This is a genomic window from Sphingomonas sp. CD22 (assembly GCF_034556155.1).
Taxonomy (GTDB): Bacteria; Pseudomonadota; Alphaproteobacteria; order Sphingomonadales; family Sphingomonadaceae; genus Sphingomonas.
In genome coordinates, this window is the sequence record NZ_JAYDYX010000001.1 from 1 (window position 1) to 21,468 (window position 21,468).

Genomic DNA, 21,468 nt, shown 5'->3' on the forward strand with positions numbered 1-21,468 from the left:
TCGCCGGGGTACAGCGAGCGTTTTGCGGAGGTCGATCGGCTACGAAGACATTGTCACGCGGCGGCGCGTAGATGTCTCGCGCGGCGGTGTTCGCCGTTATATATGCCCGCTGTCCCTTTAGCCTTGAAGGAGATGGTATGGCCCGTACGACCCTGTTCGGATCAAACCGGTCGCTGGCCGTACGCCTGCCCAAGGATGTCGCGTTTCCCGAGGATGTTTGGAAGGTGACGATCCTGCGTTGCGGGCTTCGGCGCGTGATCGTGCCGGCCGATCGGTCTTGGGACGATTTCTTCGCCGCGCCCGGGGTCGCATTGAGCGAGCGCGAGCAGCCCGAGGCCGGCAATAGGGGCGAGTTCACGCGGCTGGACGGTCTGCGTTGCGAGGATTGGCTGCCGGCGAACTGACCGGCGCATCCGTCGCCGCCGCATGGGGCATCACCAGCGTGCCGTCGGGGGCGGCGGTGTAGTTGGTCTGCGTCGGGTAGGGGATGGATATCCCTTCTGCGGCGAAGCGGGTCATGATGCCGACCATGATGCGGTCGCGCATCGGATGGGCGGTGGCCCAATCGTCGCCGGGGATGTCGAATTGCAGCGCGAAATCGAGGCTGGAGGCGCCGAACGTCTCGAAGCCGGAGCGGGCGACGGTGCCGCCCTCCGCCTCGACGATCTCGCGGAGCAGTGCCGGGATGCGCGCGAGCGTGTCGGGCGAGGTCTCGTAGGCCGCGCCGATGGTGAAGCCGATGCGGATGTGGTCGCGTACGCTGGTGTTCTGGATTTCCTTGTCGAGCAATTGCTTGTTGCTGATGACGCGGAGCTCGCCGGTGAAGGCGCGGATGCGGGTGCTCTTGAGGCCGATCGATTCGATGACGCCGCTGGTGGTGCCGTAGCTGATCTTGTCGCCGCGGCGGAACGGGCGGTCGAAGATGATCGCCAGCGCCGCAAAGAGGTCGCCGAAGATGCCCTGCGCGGCAAGGCCGATGGCGATGCCGCCGACGCCGAGACCGGCGACGAGGCCGGTGACGTTGACGCCGAGATTGTCGAGCACGACGACGAGCGCGACCGCGAACAGCGCGACGGTGACGAGCAGGCGGATGAGGCCCATCGCGCTGAGCAGCGCCTCGCCGCTGTAATGTTCGCTGCTGGTGCGATGTTCGATCGCGCCGAGGATCAGTTCGCGCGCCCAGATCGCCGCCTGGAACACCGAGGCGACGGTCCACAGGAAATTGACCGTGGTGGCGACCTGGCTGGGGGCGCCGGCATAGCCGACTACCAGCTTGGCGGCGAGCATCACGATGAAGAAATTGCTGGTGCGGGTGATCGCGCGGCCGAGGATGGTGCCCCAGCCGCGGCGGCCGACGTCCTTACCGCACAATTTCCGGCCGAGCCGGCGCAGGCCGTGCAGCGCGATGACGATCACCGCGCCGATCGCGAAGGCGATGAGGATCTGCAGCCAATGGGTGTGCAGCCAGATCTCGCTGGCGGTGTAGAGCTCGCCGATCTGCGCCTGGACGTTGCCAGCGTCGAAGATCGGCGCCTTGGCGGCGGCGGTAGCATTGGTGGACATGACGAACCTTTTCAGGCGGCGGCCTTGAGGACGGGCAGCGCGGCCGGGGTTCCCGCTTCGAGGAACGCGATGAGGCCGCGTTCCGCGCGGCTGAGATAGCGCGCCGAGCGCGGCAGGCGGAGCGCCTCGCGAAAGGCGCTCTGCCCTTTTTTCACGAGGTCGATGAGCGAGGGGTGAACGTAGCTCTTGCGCGCGATCGCCGGGGTGTTGCCGAGCCGCGCGACGACGGGTTCGAGCAGCGCCTTGAGGCTGAGGTCCGCCTCGGCCGAGGCGAGCGCCTCGAACGCGGTGACGCTGGCGCCCCAGGTGCGGAAATGCTTGGCGGTGAAGTCGCCGCCGCCGGCGCGGCGGATATAGTCGTTGACGTCGGACGAGGTCACCGGATGCGCCTCGCCGGCGGCATCGACCCAGGCGAACAGATGCTGTTCGTCGAGATCCTGCATCTTCTTGACGGTGGCGGCGAGCCGTTTGTCGGTCACCTGCATGTCGCGCTCCTTGCCCGACTTGCCCTTGTAGCGCAGCTTGAGCGTGGCGCCGCGGACCTCGCCGTGCTGCTTGCGCAGCGTCGTCGCGCCGTAGCTTTCGTTGGCCTGCGCATAGGCTTCGTTGCCGACGCGGATATGGCCGATGTCGAGCAGCCGGACGACGGCGGCGACGGCACGGTCCTTGTGCAGGCCGTGGCTGGCGAGATCGGCCTCCACGCGCTTGCGGATCTTGGGCAGGCAATGGCCGAAATCGGCGCATTTCTCGTATTTCGCCGCCTCCTGCGCCTCGCGGAAGCCGGTGTGGTAGCGATATTGCTTGCGGCCCTTCTCGTCCCAGCCGATTGCCTGGATATGGCCGTTGGCGCGCGGGCAATACCAGGCGTCGCGATAGGCCGGGGGCAGGCCGACGGCGTTGAGCCGGTCGATCTCGTCGCGGTCGGTAATGCGCGCGCCGTTGGCGGCGAAATAGGCCCAGCCGTTGCGCACCTTCTTACGGGTGATCCCGGGTTTGGAATCGTCGCAATAGACTATTCGGGATGCCACCCTTTGCTCCTCGTGTGCGGGTCGTCCGAAAATGCGCGGAGGTCGCCGTCTGTTCCGGAACGTGCGGCGGGCGCGACTGTTGGTGCGTCGCATCCCCACAGGAGACATGACATGGCCGACCTTGCCCAAGCGCGCGTGCTGATCCTCGCCACCGACGGTTTCGAACAGGACGAACTGTTCAAGCCGCGCCAGGCGCTGCTCGATGCGGGTGTCCAGATCAGCCTCGCCTCGATCAAGACCGATCCGATCCAGGGCGTCGTCAACGACAGCGAGAAGGGGGAGAGCATCACCCCAGACCTGACGCTCGACGACGTCGATACCGACGATTACGACGCGCTGCTGCTGCCGGGCGGCGTCGGCAATCCCGACAAGATGCGGCTGCAGGACCGGGCGATCGAGATCGTCACCGAATTCATGGAGGACGACAAGATCGTCGCGGCGATCTGCCATGCGCCTTGGCTGCTGGTCGAGGCGGACGTGGTCGACGGACGCCGGGTGACGAGCTGGCCGTCGGTGCGCACCGATCTGGAGAATGCCGGTGCCGACGTGGTCGACGAGCAGGTGGTGGTCGACGGCAATCTGATCACCAGCCGCAAGCCAGACGATATCCCGGCGTTCAACCAGGCGATCCTCGACGCGCTGGCGGAAGAGCTGGCCGAGGAGAGCGAAGAGGCGTGAGGCGGAGTCCTCCCGCGCAAGGGGGAGGTGGCGCCGCGAAGCGGTGACGGAGGGGAAGGACAGGGTGCAGCTTCGTGATCGAGGCGTGCCGTGTCCTCCCCTTCCACGGTTCGGCTTACGCCGAACGGTCCCTTTCCGCCTGGCGGGGGACGAACAGGCGGTTGATGCGGTGTTGCGCGGGGCGTTCGATCCAGCGGTAGAGCGTCGCCGATGCCATCAGTACGAGCAGCAGGTAGAGCGCGATCATCGGAGCGTCGAGCGTGGGCGTGGCGAGCGGGAGCTTGAACGCCTTCCACAGGAGAAAGTGCGAGAGGTAGGTCGCGTAGCTGATCTCGCCGAGCCAGTGGAGCCGGCGGCCTTCGAGCGGATGGCCGGGGCGGCCGGCGGTGAGCGCCAGCAGCAGCAGGAGCGCGGCGAAGGTGGCGGGGGCGGCGAGCGTCTCCGGTGTGCCGAGCGCCCATGCGGTGGCGGTCGTCAGCGCCGCCAGTGCCGGCCAGCGCGCGCGCGGACGGCGCAGGCAGAGCGCGGCGAGCAGCGTGCCGGTGCCGAATTCCACGAGGCAGCGGGTGAGGCCGTGGCGGGGGATGTCCTCTCCCAAGGATGGCGCGCCGTGCATCGCGGCATGGAGGGCGAGCAACAGGACGGCGGCGAGGACGACCAGCACGACGCTCGGCAGCTTGCGCCAATCGACCGCGACTGCGAGCAGTGGGAACAGCAGATAGGCGGCGAATTCGCAACTGATCGACCACGCCGGATCGTTCCAGCGCAGCGCATCGGTGAAGCCCCAATTCTGGACGAGCAGCAGGTGCAGCGGCAGTTCGGCGAAGGGAAAGGCGGGGTCGGTGCGGCCGGTCGCGCGGAGCAGCATCGCCAGCGCCACCGCGGCGACGAGCATCGCCGCGTGCAGCGGCCAGATGCGGGCGATGCGCTTTTGCAGGAAGCGCGGGATAGCGGCGGGATCGCGCAGCCGCGCATGCCAACTCAGCCAGATGACGAAGCCCGACAGCAGGAAGAAGATATCGACCGCGAGATAGCCCTTGGCGAGCACCGCCTCCACCGCGGGGGGCAGGCCGGCGATACCGCCGCGGATATGGTAGAGGACGACCAGCCACGCCGCGATGCCGCGGACGCTGGTGAGCGCACGCAATTCGGTCATCGGCGGTGTGGGGTGCAGGCGGGTGCTACACAGGATTCGTCACCCCGGAACCCGTCCGGGGTGACGGGGTGGTTTGGGGTGGGGGCCGGCCTGCGCAACGGAGGGATCACGCCGTCACCGACCCTGTCGCGCGCGGTCGCCGCATCGGCACCTGCGCGGTTTCCGCGCGGCGCCGCGCAAGGTAGGAATCGAGGCCGATCTGTGCGCCGATCAGCATATAGACGAAGGGTTGGAAGGCGATCGCGATGAATGCGGCGCCGAGCAGATAGACGAGATGCGCGGTCTGCAGGGCGGCCGCCAGTGGTCCCGCCCAGCCGAACGGCCCGGCGGGGTCGCGGTAGCGGCGGCGCAGCACCTCCATGCGGACGATGCCGATCAGGCTGATGCTGAGCCACAAGGCGAGGCCGAGATAGCCCTGTTCGCCGAGCATCTCGAAATAGGCGCTGTGATAGCCGCGCGCCTTGTCGGTGACCGCCTGGTCGGACACCGCGGGGGCGGGGCCGGCGCCGTCGGTCTTCTTGATCTCGTAGCGGATGTGGTTGCCGCGATACGCCTCGAACCCGCCGCCGAACGGGTGCGATCTGGCATAGTCGATCGTCCACTGCCACACCGCGAGCCGGGTCGAGGCGGATTCGTCGGCGTCGTGGCTCTTGATCGTGCTCATCCGGTCGGTGAAGCTCGCCGGCAGGAATGGCACCGCGATCACCGCGGCGGCGGCGATCATCGTCAGATACAGCATTTTGCGCCGCGCGTTGCGCAGCGACAGCAGGGCGACGAGGACGATGCAGAGCAGCCCGGTGCGCGTCGAGGTGCCGATCGGGATCAGCAGGCAGGCGAAGATCAGGCACAGGCAGAAGCCCTTCACCTTCCAGTCGGGCCGGAAGATCGTGCCGTAGCGCATGAACCACGCGATCAGCGGCACGATCGCGATCGCGACGGTGGAGATGGTGCTGCCTTCGTAGAGGCCCGAATTGTTGTTCACCATGAGGTCGAGCTGGCCATAGCCGCCGCCGCCCGCCGCGGTCTTGATGCCGCCGACGATGATGATCGAGGCGGCGGACAGGATCATGAACAATAGCAAGGCCTCGATCCTGAGCCGCGTGCGCAGCGTCAGCGGCAGGAAGGCGGCGAAGGCGAGGCATTTCCACACCCAGTCCCATTTGTCCTTCGCATCGAGCGGGAAGTCGGCGCCGGCGGTGGTCGCCCAGCAATAGAGCAGCAGCGCGACGATCAGTCCCTGGCGCGGCGAGAAGCGGCTGTCGCTCTTGTCGTCCATCAGCAGCCAGCCGCCGACCGCCAGCGCCACCGCGATCAGCGAGATCGGCACGGTGTTGAGCAGCATGTACGTCAGCCGCTGCGGCGAGACGATGTCGATATAGACATAGGCGAGCACGAGGATGAACGGCCGCCGCAGCCCCATGCCGAAGATCGCGGCGAGGAAGGCGACGAAGACGAGGTCACGCACCGGACTGGTCGTCCGCGGGCGGAGTTTGGGGAGGATTGCCGCGGGCGCGCCAGTGGCGGGGCGGCGGGGCCTCCGAATCGAGATCGGTGCGCTTGAGCAGCAGCCACGCGGCGAGTAGCATCAGCCCATGGGTGAGCGCCAGCGACAGATTGTCGATCATCGGGTGGCGCGGTTCGGGTCCATCCACCGAGCCTATGGGATGGCGGGGGTTGATGCCACGTTAAGTGCGTTGCGGGTCTGGTGTTTTCTAATGGGGTGCGGCCCGGGGGGTGTGGGGTGTGGGGTGTCGCTGCGATGATGGTGTGCGAGCCGCTTCCACATCCGATCCGTCACCCCGGACCTTTTCGAGACTGCTGCGAAACACATGATGTATCCCGGCGAAGGCCGGGGCCTAGTTGGGAAAGCGGCTGTAAGTCATTACCATCCTTCGCCCAACTGGGGCCCGGCCTCCGCCGGGGTACAATGCAGGGGTGAGCGCACCGACTTTCGTAGAGGTCTCGGTTCTCTCCGGGTTCCACCGGGCTGCGGAGCGCGGCTTGAGGCTCGAGCCTTTCTCCTCGCCCCGGGGTGGACGTCGGAATGAGTCCGGGGTGACGGCGTGGGTTTGGAGAGCGGCGGCGACACGTTTCGGGCGACGAGAGGAAGGATGGTTCGCGCGGAGGCGCGGAGGCGCGGAGGTGTTGCGTTTGTCGGCGCCGTGGCGCTTTCCATCGGGGTGTGAGGGCGGGCCACGCATCACCATGCGCTCCATCTCCGCGCCTCCCCGCCTCCGCGTGAACCTATCTTCTTCTTACACGAAGGTGTCGGCGGTGCCGCCCGAACCCGAATGCTGGTCGGGTTCGGCACGCCGAGGCAAGGGGGGCGTGGGTTGACGCGTCCTTAAGCCGGTGTGGCATAAGCGCGTGCGATGCGTATCCTTCACGTCCTCGATCACGGTTTGCCGCTGCAGAGCGGATATACGTTCCGCACGCGCGCGATCCTGAAGGCGCAGGAGCAGCGCGGCTGGCAGGTGGCGGCGGTGACCGGGCCGCGGCAGGGGGCGGTGGCGGATGCGGTGGAGGCGGTGGACGGGTTGACCTTCCACCGCACGCAGGCGGCGTTGAAGGGTGGTGTCGTCGGCGAGCTGGCGGGGATCGCGGCGTTCGCGCGGCGGATCGCGGCGGCGGTCGATTCGTTCCGGCCGGACGTGCTCCACGCGCATTCGCCGGTGCTCGATGCGCTGGCGGCGCTGCGCGTCGCGCGGCGGCGGGGATTGCCGCTGGTCTATGAGATCCGCGCCTTCTGGGAGGATGCCGCGGTCGGCAACGGCACCGGGCGCGAGGGATCGGCGCGGTATCGCGCGACGCGGGCGCTGGAGAGTTGGGCGGTGCGGCGCGCCGATGCGGTGGCGGTGATCTGCGAGGGGCTGCGCGGCGACCTGATCGCGCGCGGCGTCGACGGCGGCAAGATCGTCGTGTCGCCCAATGGCGTCGACATGGCGCTGTTCGGTGCGCCGGTGGCGCGCGATCCGGCGCTGGCGGCAGAATTGGGGCTGATGGACGCGGAGACGATCGGCTTCATCGGCAGCTTCTACGATTACGAAGGGCTCGACGATCTGATCGCGGCGATGCCGGCGCTGGTCGCGGCGCGGCCGCGCGCGCGGCTGTTGCTGGTCGGCGGCGGGCCGATGGAGGCGGCGCTGCGCGCACAGGCGGCGGCGTCGCCGGCGGCCGACGCGATCCGCTTCGTCGGCCGCGTGCCGCATACCGAGGTGGAGCGTTATTACGCGCTGGTCGACGTGCTCGCCTATCCGCGCAAGGCGATGCGGCTGACCGAGCTGGTTACGCCGCTCAAGCCGCTGGAGGCGATGGCGCAGGGCAAATTGGTCGCGGCCTCCGACGTCGGCGGGCATCGCGAGCTGATCCGCGACGGCGAGACGGGGACGCTGTTCGCGCCCGACGATCCCGCGGCGATCGCAGCCGCGCTCGCCGGGTTGCTCGCCGACCGCAGCGGCTGGGACCGGCGACGCGCGGCGGCGCGGGCGTTCGTCGAGCAGGAGCGTAACTGGTCGTCAAACATTTGTCGTTACGAACCGATTTACCAGCGGCTGACGGCGGCCGCGACAGTGGATGGATCATGGCAGCGTTCCCCGGCCGGTATATGAGGCGTTCGCGCGTAACCGCATGGATCGCGCCCGCGGGCGGTGCGCTCGCGGGGCTCGCCACGGCGGCGCTGTTCCTGCTGGTGCCGCAGGCGGTGCTGGAGGATTGGGTATGGCAGAGCGGGTTGCCGGCGCTGATCGCGGTGGCGGCGCCGCCGCTCGGCGACACGGCGCGTGCGGTGCTCGCGCTGGCGGGCGGCGGGCTGGCGGCGGCGGTGACGTGGTCGGCCTTGTTCCTGCTGTTCGGTGCGGGCGGGCTGTTCGCGCCGCGGCCGGCGACGGACGCGGGTGTGCCGGTGCTGCGCCGGGCCGATGCGCATCCCGACGCACCGGCGCGCCGACCGATGTCCGCCGCCGATCTCGGTACGCCGTTGCCGCCGCCGACGCCGCCGGTGATCGAGACGGTGCCGTCACCGCAGTCGGTCGCGCCGATCGATGACAATGAAGGTGAGCGTGAGGGTGAGGAGGCATTGCCCGACGAGCGGGCGATCCCCGCCGATCTCGACCTGCCGCTCGCCGCTTTCCATCCCGACGCCTTGCCCGAGGTGCCGCGCGAGCCGGTGCGCCCGGTGCTGCCGCTGCGGCCGCCCGCCCTCGCTGCGGCGGAACCCACGCCCGTGCCGTCGGAATCACCTCAGCCCGTCGCACCGCCGGCCCCCGCAGGGCCATCGGAGGTGCCGTCAATCGAGTCGCTGCTTGATCGGCTGGAACGCAGCACGCGCTGGAAGGCGCGGGCATAAGAAAACCGGCTCCGCGCGACGCGCGAAGCCGGTGATCTGTTGGTCGAGCCGTTTAGAAGTCGAAGGAGAGTTGCAGACGTGCGCTGCGGCCATCCTGATATTGGGTTACAGTACGATAATAAGGCGTTGCCTTCCCTTCACCGTCGGTGCCGTTTTCATTCAGATTGAGCTTCGGTTGACGATTGAAAACGTTAAACACCGTTGCCCGCAACGTCATTGCTGCCGAGCCGACATCGAACTTATAGCCGATGTCGAGGTCATTGACGAACAGCCAGTCGCTCTTGAATACTGAGCCACGAGGGATAAGTTGCACCGGACGCGACACGGTCGGATCGGTATTGATCGAGCCATCCGCATTGACTTGGCAGAACAGGCCTGCTGCGCCGTAAGCCGCCGAATACGGATCGACAGTTTCGGGCACACGGCCGATGCAACCATAACGACGCGGTGAATAGGCTTGCAGCTTGCCGCCAATGTTCAATCGATCAAACAGCAGGTAGCTGCCCGCCAATTTAATGACGTGACGCTTGTCATTCGGCGAATAGCCGTAAGTGCCTAAAGTGAGGCCGGGTTGATCGAAGTCCGTAGTCAAGCCGGTGTCACTCTGCCCGTTGTCGGTCTTCACGCCACCCTCATAGTTTCCAATAGTCTTTGAATAGGTGTACGAGGCGTCGAGGCTCCAGACGCCGTCGAATTCACGATGCGCCTCGAAGGTCATGCCCTTGTAAGTCCGACGGGCTTTGGGATAGCCGAGGTCCGCCGCGGAGAAATCCACCGTGCGCAATGTCGTCTCGCCGTTGATCGGGTCAGACAGGGTGATCCGTGACGCGCTGCCCGGATTGATCAAGACATATTGATGGAAACCGTCCCAGATCGCGTTGCAACCGCTGACCTTCTGCTTCACGCAATAGGCATTGACCGCTTGGTCGATCGACGAGTCTTCGAGCACTTCGTTGAGCTTGGTGTAGGTAAAATAAGCGCCTACCCGCCAGCGCGTTCCAAGCCGCTTTTCATAACCAAGGATATATTCGTCGGCTGACTGAGGCTTCAGCTGCTGGGCCACGGTCGTCTCGGCGGACTTCGGTTGGCCGTTGCCAGTCACACTGCACGCCAGCGCACCATCGTCAGGGCATGCGGCCGCATTGGTATAATTAATCGGGCTGCCGAGGATCGGCACGTTGGCATTGGTCAGTCCGTTGAAGAGTGCGGTACGCGTGTAGTAGGTTTCACCTCCCGTCAGCCGGATATTGGTGTTTGAGGCGACAGGAACGAACAGGCGACCGAAGCTCCCGTAAATCTTGTCGCGGCGGTCGCCGATGGGATCGAAGGTGAAGCCGAGGCGCGGTCCCCATTGATTGCCGGATTTATAGAACGTCTGCTTCAACGCATTGTCGTTGGTGAAGCGGTCGTTCCGAATTCCGAGATTGACCGTCAGCCGATCGCTGAACAGAGACCAACTGTCCTGTAGGTAATAGGCCTCATTGAGCGACGCGAAGCTGCCTTCGTTGAAGTAGGTCGTGCGGCGCACATAATTCGTGCCGACGGCGAGGTTGTAAGGGTTGCCGGCCTGCGCAGTGTACACGGTATAGAATAGACCGTCGCCGCCGCCGCGGGATGCGGTCACCGAGGTCAGTTCCTCACGATCGTAACCGCCCTTGAAATGGTGCGATCCCAAGAAATTGAAATAGATATCCGCGTCGCCACGATAGAATTTGCGGACGTCGTTATTGTCACTGCGACCGCCGCTGGAGCGCGTCAACGGCACCACCGCTAAGGGATTGCGGGCGTCGCTGACGGAAGGAGCGTTGGCGTTGCTCTCATTGAACGACTGGGAGAAATAGTTGTTCTCGTTGCGGCCGTATGCCGCCGAGACGGTCAACCACTTGCTGAAGACCCCCGTGTAGCGTCCGACGTAATTCTTGCCGCCGTAGGAGGCAAGCGTTCGCCCGGCGTAGGGCCCATCCTTGTTCGTGAGATAGTTGTAGCGTCCATAGCCCGGCGCCGCACTACCGTAGGTGTTGAAGAACTGGTCACCCGTGGTGCTCCAGTAGGTGAACTCCAGGCGCTGGCCGTTGACGATCACCGCATCGATCTTGCCGCCATAGAAAGGGGAAGACGTACCGAAATACGTCCGGGATGTGCCGAGATACTTGTTAGGATCATTGACGTCGGCGGTACGCGGATCGCCGAGGAACTGACGGGATGCGATCACACTCGTATCGTTGCGCGCCTGGTAGAGGCCGTAGAAAAACAGATGGTCCTTGATAATCGGGCCTGACAACTGGAACGTCGTGGATCGCGACTCGATCCTCCCCCCATCATTGTCGGAATAGAAGGTGTCGTGAGTCCGCGAGCGCAACTCGTCGGGGTTCCACGAGAAGAGCAGGCCGCCGTGGAACTCGTTTGAGCCAGACTTCGTCGTCGCGCTGGTGAAGCCGCCGGTCGATCGGCCAAATTCCGCAGCATAGCCGCCCGATTTGACTTCGATCGTTTGATAGAAGTCAAACGGCACGCCCGCAGGGCTGAGGCCCTTGCGGAAGTCGGTGATGTTGAGGCCATTGACGAAGAAAGCGTTCTCCGACACCGCGCCGCCATTAATAGAGGCGAGACCGCCGAACGCGCCTGATCCGCTCGCCGTCCCCGGCGCCAGCAGCAGTACCGAGGTGAGATCGCGCGCAACGGGTAGCCGTGCCGCAACGTCCGCGACGTTGATGACCTGGCCGGTCGTCGTCATATCAAAATCCGCGGTCGCGATACGCTTGCTCGTCACGACGATATCCGTGCCGGCGGTATCGCTGCTACCAGCCTTGGCGAGCCGGAACTGATTGGACGCGGAGCCCGGCGCGAGACGGATATTCGTTTCGACATAGGTATCGTAGCCATCGGCATCCACGGTGAATTGATAGTTGCCTTGCCGTAATTCGGGGATACCGTAGACGCCGTTGTCGTTGGTCGTGACGGTGCGCGTGAAACCCTGATCGACGGATCGGATCGTGACGCGCGCCTTGGGTATCGGGCGGCCCGACGAATCAAGCACCGTTCCACTCGCACTGAAACTGGAGAAACCCTGCGCTTCTGCGGCGGGCATCAAACCGCCGCCGACGCTAGCAACCGCTATCATTCCGATTGCTACCGATGCGAGGAGGTTAGTGCGCATCCCCTTTCTATCTTTCATCATTGTCATGCCCCTTTATCACCCTGTGCTTTCGGATATCGTATCCGATGCGGAAAGAATGATCGATATGGACATGATTTCAATGTCGATTGGGGCTGGGCGTACAGAAGGTGCGTAGAATGTCGCTATTTTGTCACATAACAGTTGCGAATGTTACTATCCCTCGGTGGCGATGTTCGTACCGTTACCCGCTTGAAAGTCAGGCTTTCGCTTTCGAGCGCCTATGTTAGCCTCCGGCGAAATACGCGGGAGGGAGCGATGGCCGGAACGGTGGCGGATGCGGGCAATGGGGAGCAGCAGGCCTCGCGCTACGCCTGGTACGTGCTCGGCATCCTGTTCGTCGTCTACGTACTCAACTTCATCGACCGGCAGGTGATCTCGATTCTCGCCGAGGACATCAAGCGCGACCTCCACCTCAAGGACGAGGACCTCGGGTTCCTGTACGGCACCGCATTCGGCGTCTTCTACGCGCTGTTCGGCATTCCGCTGGGGCGGCTGGCGGACAGCTGGCATCGGGTGCGGCTGATGACGGTGGGGCTGGCCCTGTGGTCGACGATGACCGCGCTGTCGGGCTTCTCGCGTACCGGCGGGCAATTGGCGCTGGCGCGGATCGGCGTCGGCGTGGGGGAGGCGACCGCGTCGCCGTCCGCCTATTCGCTGATCTCCGATTATTTCCCCAAGCGGCTGCGCGCGACGGCGCTGTCGATCTATTCGGCGGGATTGTACGTCGGTGGCGGCGTATCGTTGTTCATCGGCGGGGCGATCGTCCAGGGCTGGAACCGGGCGTGGCCGGGCGGCGGGCCGCTGGGGCTGGTCGGCTGGCAGGCGGCGTTCCTCGCGGTCGGGCTGCCGGGGCTGATCGTCGCCGTATGGATCGCGACGCTGCGCGAGCCGATCCGCGGGCTGGTCGAGGGGCTGCCCGAGCCGGAGCGGCATCCGGCGCCGTTCCGCGCCTTTTTCCAGGAGTTGCTGACGATCATCCCGCCGCTGACGCTGATCGGCGCGGCGCGCGGCGGCGGGCGGGCGTTGCTGGTCAATCTGGCCGGGCTGGCGGTGGTGATCGGCGTGGTGACGCTGCTGATCGCGCTGGGCGAACCCAAGCCGCAATGGCTGGCGGTGGGGACGGGGGTATATGCGGTCTTCTCATGGGGCTGCGCGCTGCGGCGGCGCGATCCGGCGACCTTCGCGCTGATAATCGGGACGCCGGCGTTCCTGTGTACGGTGGTGGCTTACGGGCTGAACGCCTTCCTGAGCTATGCGGCGAATTTCTGGGCGGCGCCTTATGCGTTGCGCGCGCTCGGCGAGACGCCGGCGCGCGCGGGGCTGTTGCTCGGCAGCAGCGGGGCGCTCGCCGGCTTCCTGGGGCTGACGATCGGCGGGGTGGTCGCCGACCGGCTGCGGCGGGGCAATCCGGCGGGGCGGCTGATCGTGGTGATCGTCGGCGCGTGCGTGCCGGTGCCGTTCCTGGTCGCGGCGTTCACCGCGGGCAGCGTCTGGGTGTTCTATCCGTGCCTGTTCCTCGCCGGGATCACCGCCAGCGGCGCGCTGGGATCGGCGGCGGCGACGACGCAGGACCTGGTGCTGCCGCGGATGCGCGGCACGGCGACGGCGACCTTCTTCATCGGGACGACGCTGCTCGGGCTGGCGACGGGGCCGTATCTGGCGGGGCGGATCTCGACGCTGTCGGGGAGCCTGTCGGTGGGGATGCTGTCGCTGCTCGCGGTGGTGCCGGTGACGCTGGGGTGCGCGGTGGCGGCCTATCGGCTGGTGCCGGCGGCGGAAGCGTCGCGCGAGGCGCGGGCGCGGGCGGTGGGGGAGATTATCTAGGGGGCAGATGCTCTGCCTCCCGTTCGTCATCCCGGTGCATGCCGGGACCCATGGATACGGCGCCATGAGCGTGAGTGCGTAACCACAGTCGTGCCGCCACCATGGGTCCCGGCGTACGCCGGGACGATGACGTGAGACTATGCTCTGGCGATGCCGGAGTGGGGCACATTCCCCCACTCCGGTCTTCGTGAACCGCGCGGCTCAGGCGGCGCCGAAGACGCCGCAGGCGATGCGGCCGCCGCTGTTGCCGGAGGGGTCGGTCATCAGATCGTCGGGGCCGGCGTGGATGACGATCGCGGCGCCGTCGGTGTCGAGCAGGCCGGCCATCGTCGCGCCGGGGACGGTCACGCCGAGCGTGCCGCGGCCGTCGGTGCCGATGATCAGATTGGGCAGGTCGCCCTCGTGCGGGCCTTGCGGGTTCATGCTGCCGTGCTTCATCGTCGTCGGGTTCCAATGGCCGCCGGCGGTGGTGAAGTCGGGCGCGTCGCAGCGGCCGGTGGTGTGGATGTGTGCGCCGTGCGTGCCGGCGGGGAGGCCCTTGACGTCGACGGTGTAGCGGATGCCGCCGGCGACCTCGGTCGCGGTGGCGCGGCCGGCGTCGAGGCCGGTGGCGGTGCGCAGCGAGGCGGTGGCGCGGGCGCCGCCGGCGGTGGGGCTGCCGACCGCGACCTCCTCCTTCTGGGTGCAAGCGGCCAGCGCCAGCGACGACAGGCCGGCGAGGATGAGGATAGCGCGCATCAAAGGTCTCCCGAGGTTTCCTTACGAACCCGGCATGACCTGCGGCGGTTCCACGGGCGGCGCAAGGGGCCAGCGCATCACCGGCGCATAGCTGGCACCCTCGCCGCCGAGGTGGCTTTCGTAGAGGATCAGATGCGGCATCGCGAAGGCGGGGCTGGCGAGGCCGGCATGGACCGCGAGCCAGCCGTCGATCTCCGGCGCGGCGCCGGCGCTGCGCGGCAGGCGGGCGAGCGTGACGTGCGGCAGATAGGCGCGCCGTTCGGGCGGCAGGCCGGCACGGACGCAGGCCTGTTCGACCTTGCGGGCGAGATGCTGGAGCGCGTCGCCCGGCGCGAGCCCCGCCCAGAGCGTATCGGTGCGGCCCTTGTGCGCGAAGCGGCCGACGCCGGCGATCCGCACCTGCGGCGCGGGCGCGTACAGGCCGGCGAGCGCGGCGGCGACATCCTCCGCCTGCGGCCGGTCGACGTCGCCGATGAAGCGCAGGGTACAATGGAGTTGCGCGTCGTCCTGCCAGCGCGCGTGCGGCACGCCCCCGGTCGCGGCGAGCAGGGACTGGCGAATCGATGGGGGCGGACGCAGGGCGACGAACAGGCGCATGGCGGGACGAACGTCTCTTTGTAAAGTTCTGTTGCTTTGGAACCGAGGCTTAGCCGGTTTCGCTTGAAATAGGACCACGGCAGGCCGATATTTCGGTCATCCGACATCTGGTCGGTAAAGGAGTTTTGGATACCATGGCTAACTGGTCTGACCCCCGGCCGAGCGCCGCGCCGTTCGGGGCTCCACGCGCCGAAGCGCGCAGCAGCGCCTATGACGCGGGTCTGCGCTCGTACATGCTGTCGGTCTACAATTACATGGGATCGGGCGTGCTGCTGACGGGCATCGTCGCGCTGCTGTTCGCCTGGGGCGGGGCGTCTTCGCCGGCCGCACAGGTGTTCATGGGTGGCGGCATTCTGCGCTACGTGCTGATGTTCGCGCCGCTCGGCGTCGTGTTCGCGATGAGCTTCGGGCAGGGGCGCATGCAGACCTCGACGCTGCAGATGCTGTTCTGGGCGTTCGCGGTGCTGATGGGCCTGTCGCTGTCGACCATCTTCCTGGTCTATAGCGGTACGTCGATCGCGGGTGCGTTCTTCTCGACCGCGGCGGGCTTCGCCGGTCTCAGCCTCTACGGCTATACGACCAAGAAGGACCTGTCGGCGTTCGGCACCTTCCTGATCATCGGCCTCGTCGGCCTGATCGTCGCCAGCCTGATCAACCTGTTCCTGCAGTCGAGCGTCATGAACCTCGTCATCAGCGCGGTCGGCGTGCTGCTGTTCGCCGGTCTCACCGCCTACGACACACAGCGCACCAAGAGCCTGTACTTCCAGGTCGCGGGTTCGGACATGGTCGGCAAGGCCGTGATCATGTCGGCGCTGTCGCTGTATCTCGACTTCATCAACATGTTCCTGTTCGTCCTTCGTCTGTTCGGCGCGCAGCGCAACTAAGAGCGACGTTCGATCGTCATGTCGGGAGCCCGGTGGCCGATGCCGCCGGGCTCTTTCGTTTGTCCCGAAGGAATGGCCGATGCGGATCTCGATCGAAGTCGACCTGGATTATGCCATCATGGGGCCGCCGGCCGACGTGCTGCTGCAGATCGAGGCGGCGGCGATGCCCGATCAGCGGATCGTGTCCGAGGCGCTGACGGTGTGGAGCGACACGCCGGTGGTGGCGGTGCGCGGCGAAGAGGGGATCGGCCAACGCTGCTGGATCCGCGCCGAGTCCTGGCTGAAGGCTGAATATCGCGCAATCGTCGAGATCGACCGGCAGCCGGTCGATCTCGCCCGCCTGCCGGCGACGCCGGCGCGCGCGCTCGATGGGGCTCTGGTGGCCTATCTGCTGCCGAGCCGCTATTGCCAGTCCGACCGGCTGGAAGGCTTCGTGCGTCGCGAGTTCGGCGGCATGGGCGGCGGCGCGCTGGCGGTGGCGCTCTCCGACTGGGTGGCGGACGCGCTGGAATATCGTGCCAATACGAGCAGCGGCGAGACGACGGCGATCGACACCTTCGCCAGCCGGTCGGGCGTGTGCCGCGATTACGCGCATCTGCTCGTCGCGCTGGCGCGGGCGGGGGAGATCCCCGCGCGCTGCGTCGCGGCCTATGCGCCGGGCGTCGATCCGCCCGATTTCCACGCGGTCGCCGAATTGTGGCTGGATGGAGCGTGGCGGATGATCGATGCGACGCGAATGGCGCCGGCGGAGACGATCGCGCGGGTCTGCGTCGGCCGCGATGCGACCGACATCGCGTTCATGACGGTGTTCGGCATCGCCCAATTCGTCAACCAGCGCGTGCAGGTGACCGCGGCCTGATCGGTTGACCGGCAGGAACGGAAACGATCCGGCAATCGTTGCTGCTCGGTAAACTCAGGAGGGTGTCACATGACCGGAATCGACGAAAAGGCTTTGGACAGCCTGTCGGTCGCGCCGTCGGCCAGCAACCAGGAGCGTGACCCGCGCCAGGATGCTGGCCAGGACAAATCGATCAACAAGCGTCTCGAGAAGAACCCCGGCAGCGCGGATGCGCGGCTCGACGCCGGACTGGACGAATCGATGGACGCGAGCGATCCGCCCTCGCTGACGCAGCCGGGCCACGATCGCGACCCGGCGCCCTCGTCGGGCTATGACGAGGATGCGGAGCGCGACCGGCAGGGTTGAGCTTTCCGGTGGAATGGAGCGAACGGCGGTCCCGCGAGGGGCCGCCGTTTTGCTGTGCGGTGGCTTGCGGGCGCAGCGGCGTTTTGTCGGACGACCGGTCGCCCGGGACTTGGTCCGGGGTGACGGAGTGGACGACGCAGCGATTCGAGACCTTTGCGAACGTCGGTGTGCTCCACTTTTGCATTGTACCCCGGCGGAGGCCGGGGCCTAGTTGGGTGAAGGTTTGTGATGTTTTACAGCGGCTTTCCCAACTGTGCCCCGGCCTTCGCCGGGGTACATCCTGTGTTTCGGAGAGGTTTCCGACGAGTCCGGGGTGACCGCTTGGGGGTGGCGATCGGAGGGCTCGCAACCACCACGGGCGCCTTTGCGACCAAATGCACTCCGCTCGTCGCAACGGATGTTGCGCTGCAACAGCTTTCGTGATGCTTTTGTTACGTCGGACGGTCCCGCGTTAAGGATGCTGTTAACCACCATGGCGCAGGATCGGCCCGACTTCTCTGGCGGGGTGGGTGACGATCATGGGTGCCAAGAACAGACCGGCCGAAGGCGCGATGACGCTGGCGGAAATGAAGGAATTCGCGGGCTTTCCGAGTTCGACGCAGCGGTATATCCGCCGCAGCCTCGATATCGGGCTGGACCGCGACGATGCGATGACGCGCTGGTCGCGCGACATCGTCGAGGCGGCGAGCATCCGCGCGCAGGCGCGGCTGTACCGTGCGCTGCCCGAATTGCGGCAATTGGTGCCCGATGATGCCGATCTCTCCGCGGTCGAGCCGTTCCTGGCGCCGCTGGTGACGCTGGTCGGGTTCGACCTGGGGCAGGGGCGGCTGACCAGCTTCTCGGCCTTCCGCTTCCTGTACGAGCGGCTGATCGGCGCGGCGTCGCGGCCATGGTTGCCGAGCGCCTTCTGCGCGGCGGCGGCGCTGCCGCACCTGCACCCGGAAGTGCGGCGCAAGCTGCTCCAGTCGATCAGCGAGGCGGCGGCGACCGCATCGGGCTGGTCGAACCGGCAGCCAGTGTTCTTCCCGCATTGGGTGGAGAAGGTCGATACCGGGGCGGCCCTGCCGCATTGAACTAAGTGCGCCGCGCTACCGGCACGCGCGCCATCCCGCAGCGCGATCCGCCTGATCGAGGTGCAGGTGATCGCGGTGCGCGGCGTTGTAATCGGGTGACAGCGTCGTCGCGAACAGCGTGCATGCGCCGTCGCGGACCTCGTGCAGAAATGCCGCCGTCGCGCCCCCGCCGCGCCAGTCACCGACGACGGTGATGCGGCGGCCGTCGGCGAGGCGGAAGCCGGCGATGTCGACCGCATCGGCGGTCGCGTGCTCGCTCCAGGTGCCGGCGTCGCGGCCGTAGATGCGGCGGCAGGCGTAGCTGCCGAAATGGTCGATCGTCACGACGCGGCTGCCGAAATGGCGTTGGGCGGCGGGCTGGACGACATTCCACTCCCACAGCGCGAGTGCGGCGGCGACCGGACAGGCGACGCCGAGGCCGGCGGGGCGGAAGCCGATCGCCCGCGCGCCGCCCGCGGTCAGGCGGATGCCGTCGAAATAACCGCAATCGCCCGCGCCGCGGCGTGGCGGCAGCACGGTATAGCGGACGCCGGCGCGATCGAGCAGCGCGCGGCATTGCGGGAAATCGCGGGTGAGCGCGGTGAGCTTGCGGCCGGTGAACAGGCCGACCGGGGCGCCGAGATCGAGCGGCGTCCACGGCATGTCCTGCGGTCGCCCGCGTGCGATCGCCCATAGCAGCAGCGCCGCCGCGCCGATCGCAAGCAGCGCCGCGATCCAGCCGATCGCGCGGCGCAACGCGCGCATCAGCCGCGCTGCGCCCGGGTCATCGCCTCGCCGGTGACGGGATAGCCGAGGTCGTCGGGGATGCAGAGGTGCGGCACGCCGTCGCGCGTCTCGACGAACGGCGTGATGGTGCGGATCGGATAGGCGCGCGCCTGCGCGACGGCGGCGTCGTGATCCGCGAACAGCGCGAGCCGTTCGAGGGTGCGGCGGGTGGGGTAGATGATCGTCGCGCGGCCGGCATCCGCCTCGGCGAGCAGCGCGGCGGCGCCGGTCCAGACGAGGCGGACGTTCTCGGTCGCGTCGACGGTCGCCGCCGCGCCCTCCGGTGCGCGGGCGAGGAAGAAGAGCGTATCGAAGATGCGCGTCGTTCGATGATCGGGCAGCCAGCGTGCGAACGGCACCAACGCGTCGAGATTGAGCGTCGACCCGGTGTCGGCGAGGATCGCGGCGAACGCCTCGCCGCCGTGCAGCCGCGCGCGGATCGCGGCGAGCGTCGCGGCCGAGGGGGCGGGGTGGAGGCCGATGGCGAGCCCGGCCTCCTCGATCGTCTCGCGGATCGCGGCGATGCGTGCGGCGCCGTCGTCCCCCGCGCCGATCGTCGCGGCGAGCGCGTGGTCGCCCGGATCGATCCGGCCGCCGGGGAAGACCATCGCGCCGCCGGCGAAGACCATCGCCTTCGCCCGCTCGACCATCAGCAGGTCCGGCGGACCATCGCGACGGTCACGAAAGACGACGAGCGTCGCGGCGGGGATCGGTGCACTGGCCATAGACCGGTGTAACGCGGCAACGCGCCGTTGGTAGCGCGGGCGATGTCGGGGGAGGGGCCGGCGATGATTCGGGGAATGGCGGGGTGGTGGTGGAGCTGAGGGGAATCGAACCCCTGACCTCTGCAGTGCGATTGCAGCGCTCTCCCATCTGAGCTACAGCCCCGCACCCCGGCTCGGGCTTGCCCGAGAGCGACGCCATTAGCCGCCCCTCGGCGGCGATGCAACAGGCCCGATCGACCGATCCGAAAATTCCCCTGCGACGGACTGATCGCTGCGTGCGACGCAAAATCGTTGCGTCGCCGTAACTTCAGGAACGAAGCGCCGGCCTGATCTTTATCTGGATCAGGAGCACGGTCGCGCAGCAACGACGTGACCGGCACCCGCAGGAGCTATCCTACAAGGAGACGATCATGGTCTACGAACGCAATCCCCGCAGCAACGCACCGGGTGACACGTACGGACGCAACGACGGCCAGGGCTATGGCCGCGATTACGGATCGGGCCGCGACTACAGCTATTCGAGCGCTCGCGACTATCAGGCCGCCGGCCGGATCGACGGCGACCGCCAGGGCTATGGCGCGCGCGACTACGGCAACCAGCGCTACGATCGCTATGACGCGAACCGCGACCAGACCCGCGGGCGCGACGATTACGGCACGGCGCGCGGCGGCTATGATCGCTACGCCAACGACGGCCGCGACAGCCATGGCCGCTACGACCAGGACCGTCAGTCGGCCAATCGCTATGGCGAGCGCAGCCGCTATGGTGCGGACGCCGGCCGCGATTCCGGCGAGCGCGAATATCACGGCAGCTACGGTTCGGGCGGGCACCGTTTCGAGGATTTCGGTCCGTATCGGCATGCCGACGACGACGATTACCGCAACCGCGCGCGCGGTGGCCGGGATCAGGAGCAGGGCCGGCAGGGCTATGGTCGCCAGCCGCAGGGCTATGACTACGAGGATCGCGGCTTCTTCGCCCGCGCGGGTGACGAAGTCCGCTCGTGGTTCGGCGACGAGGAAGCCGAGCGCCGTCGCGACTTCGATTCGCGGCTGGACGAGCGCGCCTATGACGATCGCGACACCGACTATCACAGCTGGCGCCGCGGTCAGATCCAGTCGCTCGACCGCGACTATGACGAATATCGCCGCGAACATCGCTCGAAGTTCGAGAATGAGTTCAGCTCGTGGCGCACCAACCGCCAGTCGCAGCGCGATCTGCTCAACAAGGTCGAGGAACATGCGGACGTCGTCGGGTCCGACGGCGAGCATGTCGGCACCGTCGACAAGGTGCGCGGCGATCGCATCCTGCTGACCAAGAACGACGCCGATGCCGGCGGCCGCCACCATTCGATCCCGTCGAGCTGGCTGCAGTCGGTCGACGACAAGGTGACGCTGAGCAAGACCGCGGCGGACGCCAAGAAGGCGTGGCGCGACGAGGAGCGCAACCAGGCGCTGTTCGGCGACGATAACGACGGCACGCGCCGCGAGCCTTATGCGAATGGCCGTTCGGCAGCGACGCAGACGCAGGCGGACGGCACGCGATCGGCCTCGTCGGCGAGTGCCAGCACCAGCGGCACCGGCACGACCGGCACCGACGGCGACAAGACGCTGAACCGGAGCTTCTCGGGCACCTATTGAGCCCGATCGAAGACCCACGCGAAGGCCCGGGCATGTCCCGGGCCTTTTGCGTTGCGATATGCAACGGGTCGGC

Annotated in this window: 20 protein-coding genes and 1 tRNA gene; 10 read left to right on the forward strand and 11 right to left on the reverse strand. The window is 67.1% G+C overall.

Annotated elements, in window-relative coordinates; translation table 11 throughout:
* Positions 1–137 precede the first annotated feature (137 nt).
* Positions 138–404, forward strand: a complete 267-nt coding sequence (vapB, locus tag SFC76_RS00005; RefSeq protein WP_322847458.1) for a type II toxin-antitoxin system VapB family antitoxin — start codon at positions 138–140, stop codon at positions 402–404.
* Here vapB and SFC76_RS00010 read toward each other — a convergent pair.
* Both SFC76_RS00010 and SFC76_RS00015 read right to left on the reverse strand, forming a co-directional pair.
* Positions 355–1,563 (reverse strand): mechanosensitive ion channel family protein, encoded by a 1,209-nt coding sequence (locus SFC76_RS00010; RefSeq protein WP_322847459.1) that lies wholly within the window; start codon positions 1,561–1,563, stop codon positions 355–357. The two genes, vapB and SFC76_RS00010, sit on opposite strands and share 50 nt — an antisense overlap.
* A gap of 11 nt (positions 1,564–1,574) precedes the next feature.
* Positions 1,575–2,591, reverse strand: coding sequence for a DNA topoisomerase IB (locus SFC76_RS00015; RefSeq protein WP_322847460.1), 1,017 nt, complete (start codon positions 2,589–2,591; stop codon positions 1,575–1,577).
* Positions 2,592–2,702: 111 nt separating this feature from the next.
* Between SFC76_RS00015 and SFC76_RS00020 the strand changes: the two genes are divergently transcribed.
* Positions 2,703–3,269: a DJ-1/PfpI/YhbO family deglycase/protease gene (locus tag SFC76_RS00020; protein ID WP_038661131.1), complete on the forward strand. Its 567-nt coding sequence runs from the start codon at positions 2,703–2,705 to the stop codon at positions 3,267–3,269.
* 115 nt (positions 3,270–3,384) lie between these two features.
* Here the strand turns inward: SFC76_RS00020 and SFC76_RS00025 are convergent, their stop codons facing one another.
* The 3 genes from SFC76_RS00025 to SFC76_RS00035 form a co-directional block, all read right to left on the reverse strand.
* A complete protein-coding gene (locus tag SFC76_RS00025; RefSeq protein ID WP_322847461.1) occupies positions 3,385–4,425 on the reverse strand; it encodes an acyltransferase in 1,041 nt (346 codons plus the stop codon).
* A 106-nt stretch (positions 4,426–4,531) separates the two neighbouring features.
* The gene (locus SFC76_RS00030; protein ID WP_322847462.1) at positions 4,532–5,890 is read right to left on the reverse strand and encodes a putative O-glycosylation ligase, exosortase A system-associated; all 1,359 of its coding nucleotides are present in this window, start codon (positions 5,888–5,890) and stop codon (positions 4,532–4,534) included.
* Positions 5,883–6,077 carry a hypothetical protein gene (locus SFC76_RS00035; RefSeq protein ID WP_322848064.1) on the reverse strand — a complete coding sequence of 65 codons (195 nt, stop codon included), beginning with the start codon at positions 6,075–6,077 and terminating at the stop codon, positions 5,883–5,885. Before SFC76_RS00035 ends, SFC76_RS00030 begins: the two co-directional genes overlap by 8 nt.
* Positions 6,078–6,797: 720 nt before the next feature.
* On the opposite strand from SFC76_RS00035, the gene SFC76_RS00040 reads away from it, so the two are divergent.
* Both SFC76_RS00040 and SFC76_RS00045 read left to right on the forward strand, forming a co-directional pair.
* Complete coding sequence (locus tag SFC76_RS00040; RefSeq protein WP_322847463.1) at positions 6,798–8,033, forward strand: TIGR04063 family PEP-CTERM/XrtA system glycosyltransferase; 1,236 nt, start codon at positions 6,798–6,800, stop codon at positions 8,031–8,033.
* Entirely contained in the window at positions 8,030–8,770 is a 741-nt protein-coding gene (locus tag SFC76_RS00045; RefSeq protein ID WP_322847464.1) for a hypothetical protein, read from the forward strand. Before SFC76_RS00040 ends, SFC76_RS00045 begins: the two co-directional genes overlap by 4 nt.
* A gap of 52 nt (positions 8,771–8,822) precedes the next feature.
* On the opposite strand, the gene SFC76_RS00050 is transcribed toward SFC76_RS00045, so the two are convergent.
* The gene (locus tag SFC76_RS00050) at positions 8,823–11,948 is read right to left on the reverse strand and encodes a TonB-dependent receptor (RefSeq protein WP_322847465.1); all 3,126 of its coding nucleotides are present in this window, start codon (positions 11,946–11,948) and stop codon (positions 8,823–8,825) included.
* Positions 11,949–12,203: 255 nt separating this feature from the next.
* Here SFC76_RS00050 and SFC76_RS00055 point away from each other — a divergent pair, with 255 nt between their 5' ends.
* The gene (locus SFC76_RS00055) at positions 12,204–13,772 is read left to right on the forward strand and encodes an MFS transporter (protein WP_322847466.1); all 1,569 of its coding nucleotides are present in this window, start codon (positions 12,204–12,206) and stop codon (positions 13,770–13,772) included.
* 201 nt (positions 13,773–13,973) lie between these two features.
* On the opposite strand, the gene SFC76_RS00060 is transcribed toward SFC76_RS00055, so the two are convergent.
* Positions 13,974–14,510 (reverse strand): superoxide dismutase family protein, encoded by a 537-nt coding sequence (locus tag SFC76_RS00060; RefSeq protein ID WP_322847467.1) that lies wholly within the window; start codon positions 14,508–14,510, stop codon positions 13,974–13,976.
* Positions 14,511–14,531: 21 nt separating this feature from the next.
* Positions 14,532–15,107, reverse strand: a complete 576-nt coding sequence (gene thpR, locus SFC76_RS00065; RefSeq protein WP_322847468.1) for an RNA 2',3'-cyclic phosphodiesterase — start codon at positions 15,105–15,107, stop codon at positions 14,532–14,534.
* A 134-nt stretch (positions 15,108–15,241) separates the two neighbouring features.
* On the opposite strand from thpR, the gene SFC76_RS00070 reads away from it, so the two are divergent.
* The 4 genes from SFC76_RS00070 (at position 15,242) to SFC76_RS00085 (ending at position 18,268) form a co-directional block, all read left to right on the forward strand.
* A complete protein-coding gene (locus SFC76_RS00070) occupies positions 15,242–15,991 on the forward strand; it encodes a Bax inhibitor-1/YccA family protein (RefSeq protein ID WP_322847469.1) in 750 nt (249 codons plus the stop codon).
* Between the two features lie 79 nt (positions 15,992–16,070).
* On the forward strand, positions 16,071–16,850 hold the full coding sequence (locus tag SFC76_RS00075) for a transglutaminase family protein (RefSeq protein ID WP_322847470.1): 780 nt from the start codon (positions 16,071–16,073) through the stop codon (positions 16,848–16,850).
* A 69-nt stretch (positions 16,851–16,919) separates the two neighbouring features.
* Positions 16,920–17,195, forward strand: a complete 276-nt coding sequence (locus SFC76_RS00080) for a hypothetical protein (RefSeq protein WP_322847471.1) — start codon at positions 16,920–16,922, stop codon at positions 17,193–17,195.
* 518 nt (positions 17,196–17,713) lie between these two features.
* Positions 17,714–18,268, forward strand: a complete 555-nt coding sequence (locus SFC76_RS00085; protein ID WP_322848038.1) for a hypothetical protein — start codon at positions 17,714–17,716, stop codon at positions 18,266–18,268.
* A 15-nt stretch (positions 18,269–18,283) separates the two neighbouring features.
* On the opposite strand, the gene SFC76_RS00090 is transcribed toward SFC76_RS00085, so the two are convergent.
* From SFC76_RS00090 to SFC76_RS00100, 3 genes are all read right to left on the reverse strand, one after another.
* Positions 18,284–19,012: an extensin family protein gene (locus SFC76_RS00090; RefSeq protein WP_322847472.1), complete on the reverse strand. Its 729-nt coding sequence runs from the start codon at positions 19,010–19,012 to the stop codon at positions 18,284–18,286.
* On the reverse strand, positions 19,012–19,758 hold the full coding sequence (locus tag SFC76_RS00095; RefSeq protein ID WP_322847473.1) for an NUDIX domain-containing protein: 747 nt from the start codon (positions 19,756–19,758) through the stop codon (positions 19,012–19,014). The genes SFC76_RS00090 and SFC76_RS00095 overlap by 1 nt, the downstream gene beginning before the upstream one ends.
* An 87-nt stretch (positions 19,759–19,845) precedes the next feature.
* A tRNA-Ala gene (locus tag SFC76_RS00100) sits at positions 19,846–19,921 on the reverse strand.
* A 247-nt stretch (positions 19,922–20,168) separates the two neighbouring features.
* Between SFC76_RS00100 and SFC76_RS00105 the strand changes: the two genes are divergently transcribed.
* On the forward strand, positions 20,169–21,395 hold the full coding sequence (locus SFC76_RS00105) for a DUF2171 domain-containing protein (protein ID WP_322847474.1): 1,227 nt from the start codon (positions 20,169–20,171) through the stop codon (positions 21,393–21,395).
* The last annotated feature ends 73 nt before the right edge of the window (positions 21,396–21,468 follow it).

Excerpts from the sequence above, each read along its gene's own strand:
- vapB (WP_322847458.1), top strand. The coding sequence starts at position 138 with ATGGCCCGTACGACCCTGTTCGGATCAAACCGGTCGCTGGCCGTACGC.
- SFC76_RS00010 (WP_322847459.1), bottom strand. The coding sequence starts at position 1,563 with ATGTCCACCAATGCTACCGCCGCCGCCAAGGCGCCGATCTTCGACGCT.
- SFC76_RS00020 (WP_038661131.1), top strand. The coding sequence starts at position 2,703 with ATGGCCGACCTTGCCCAAGCGCGCGTGCTGATCCTCGCCACCGACGGT.
- SFC76_RS00025 (WP_322847461.1), bottom strand. The coding sequence starts at position 4,425 with ATGACCGAATTGCGTGCGCTCACCAGCGTCCGCGGCATCGCGGCGTGG.
- SFC76_RS00040 (WP_322847463.1), top strand. The coding sequence starts at position 6,798 with ATGCGTATCCTTCACGTCCTCGATCACGGTTTGCCGCTGCAGAGCGGA.
- SFC76_RS00045 (WP_322847464.1), top strand. The coding sequence starts at position 8,030 with ATGAGGCGTTCGCGCGTAACCGCATGGATCGCGCCCGCGGGCGGTGCG.
- SFC76_RS00050 (WP_322847465.1), bottom strand. The coding sequence starts at position 11,948 with ATGATGAAAGATAGAAAGGGGATGCGCACTAACCTCCTCGCATCGGTA.
- SFC76_RS00055 (WP_322847466.1), top strand. The coding sequence starts at position 12,204 with ATGGCCGGAACGGTGGCGGATGCGGGCAATGGGGAGCAGCAGGCCTCG.
- SFC76_RS00060 (WP_322847467.1), bottom strand. The coding sequence starts at position 14,510 with ATGCGCGCTATCCTCATCCTCGCCGGCCTGTCGTCGCTGGCGCTGGCC.
- thpR (WP_322847468.1), bottom strand. The coding sequence starts at position 15,107 with ATGCGCCTGTTCGTCGCCCTGCGTCCGCCCCCATCGATTCGCCAGTCC.
- SFC76_RS00070 (WP_322847469.1), top strand. The coding sequence starts at position 15,242 with ATGGCTAACTGGTCTGACCCCCGGCCGAGCGCCGCGCCGTTCGGGGCT.
- SFC76_RS00075 (WP_322847470.1), top strand. The coding sequence starts at position 16,071 with ATGCGGATCTCGATCGAAGTCGACCTGGATTATGCCATCATGGGGCCG.
- SFC76_RS00080 (WP_322847471.1), top strand. The coding sequence starts at position 16,920 with ATGACCGGAATCGACGAAAAGGCTTTGGACAGCCTGTCGGTCGCGCCG.
- SFC76_RS00085 (WP_322848038.1), top strand. The coding sequence starts at position 17,714 with ATGGGTGCCAAGAACAGACCGGCCGAAGGCGCGATGACGCTGGCGGAA.
- SFC76_RS00090 (WP_322847472.1), bottom strand. The coding sequence starts at position 19,012 with ATGCGCGCGTTGCGCCGCGCGATCGGCTGGATCGCGGCGCTGCTTGCG.
- SFC76_RS00095 (WP_322847473.1), bottom strand. The coding sequence starts at position 19,758 with ATGGCCAGTGCACCGATCCCCGCCGCGACGCTCGTCGTCTTTCGTGAC.
- SFC76_RS00105 (WP_322847474.1), top strand. The coding sequence starts at position 20,169 with ATGGTCTACGAACGCAATCCCCGCAGCAACGCACCGGGTGACACGTAC.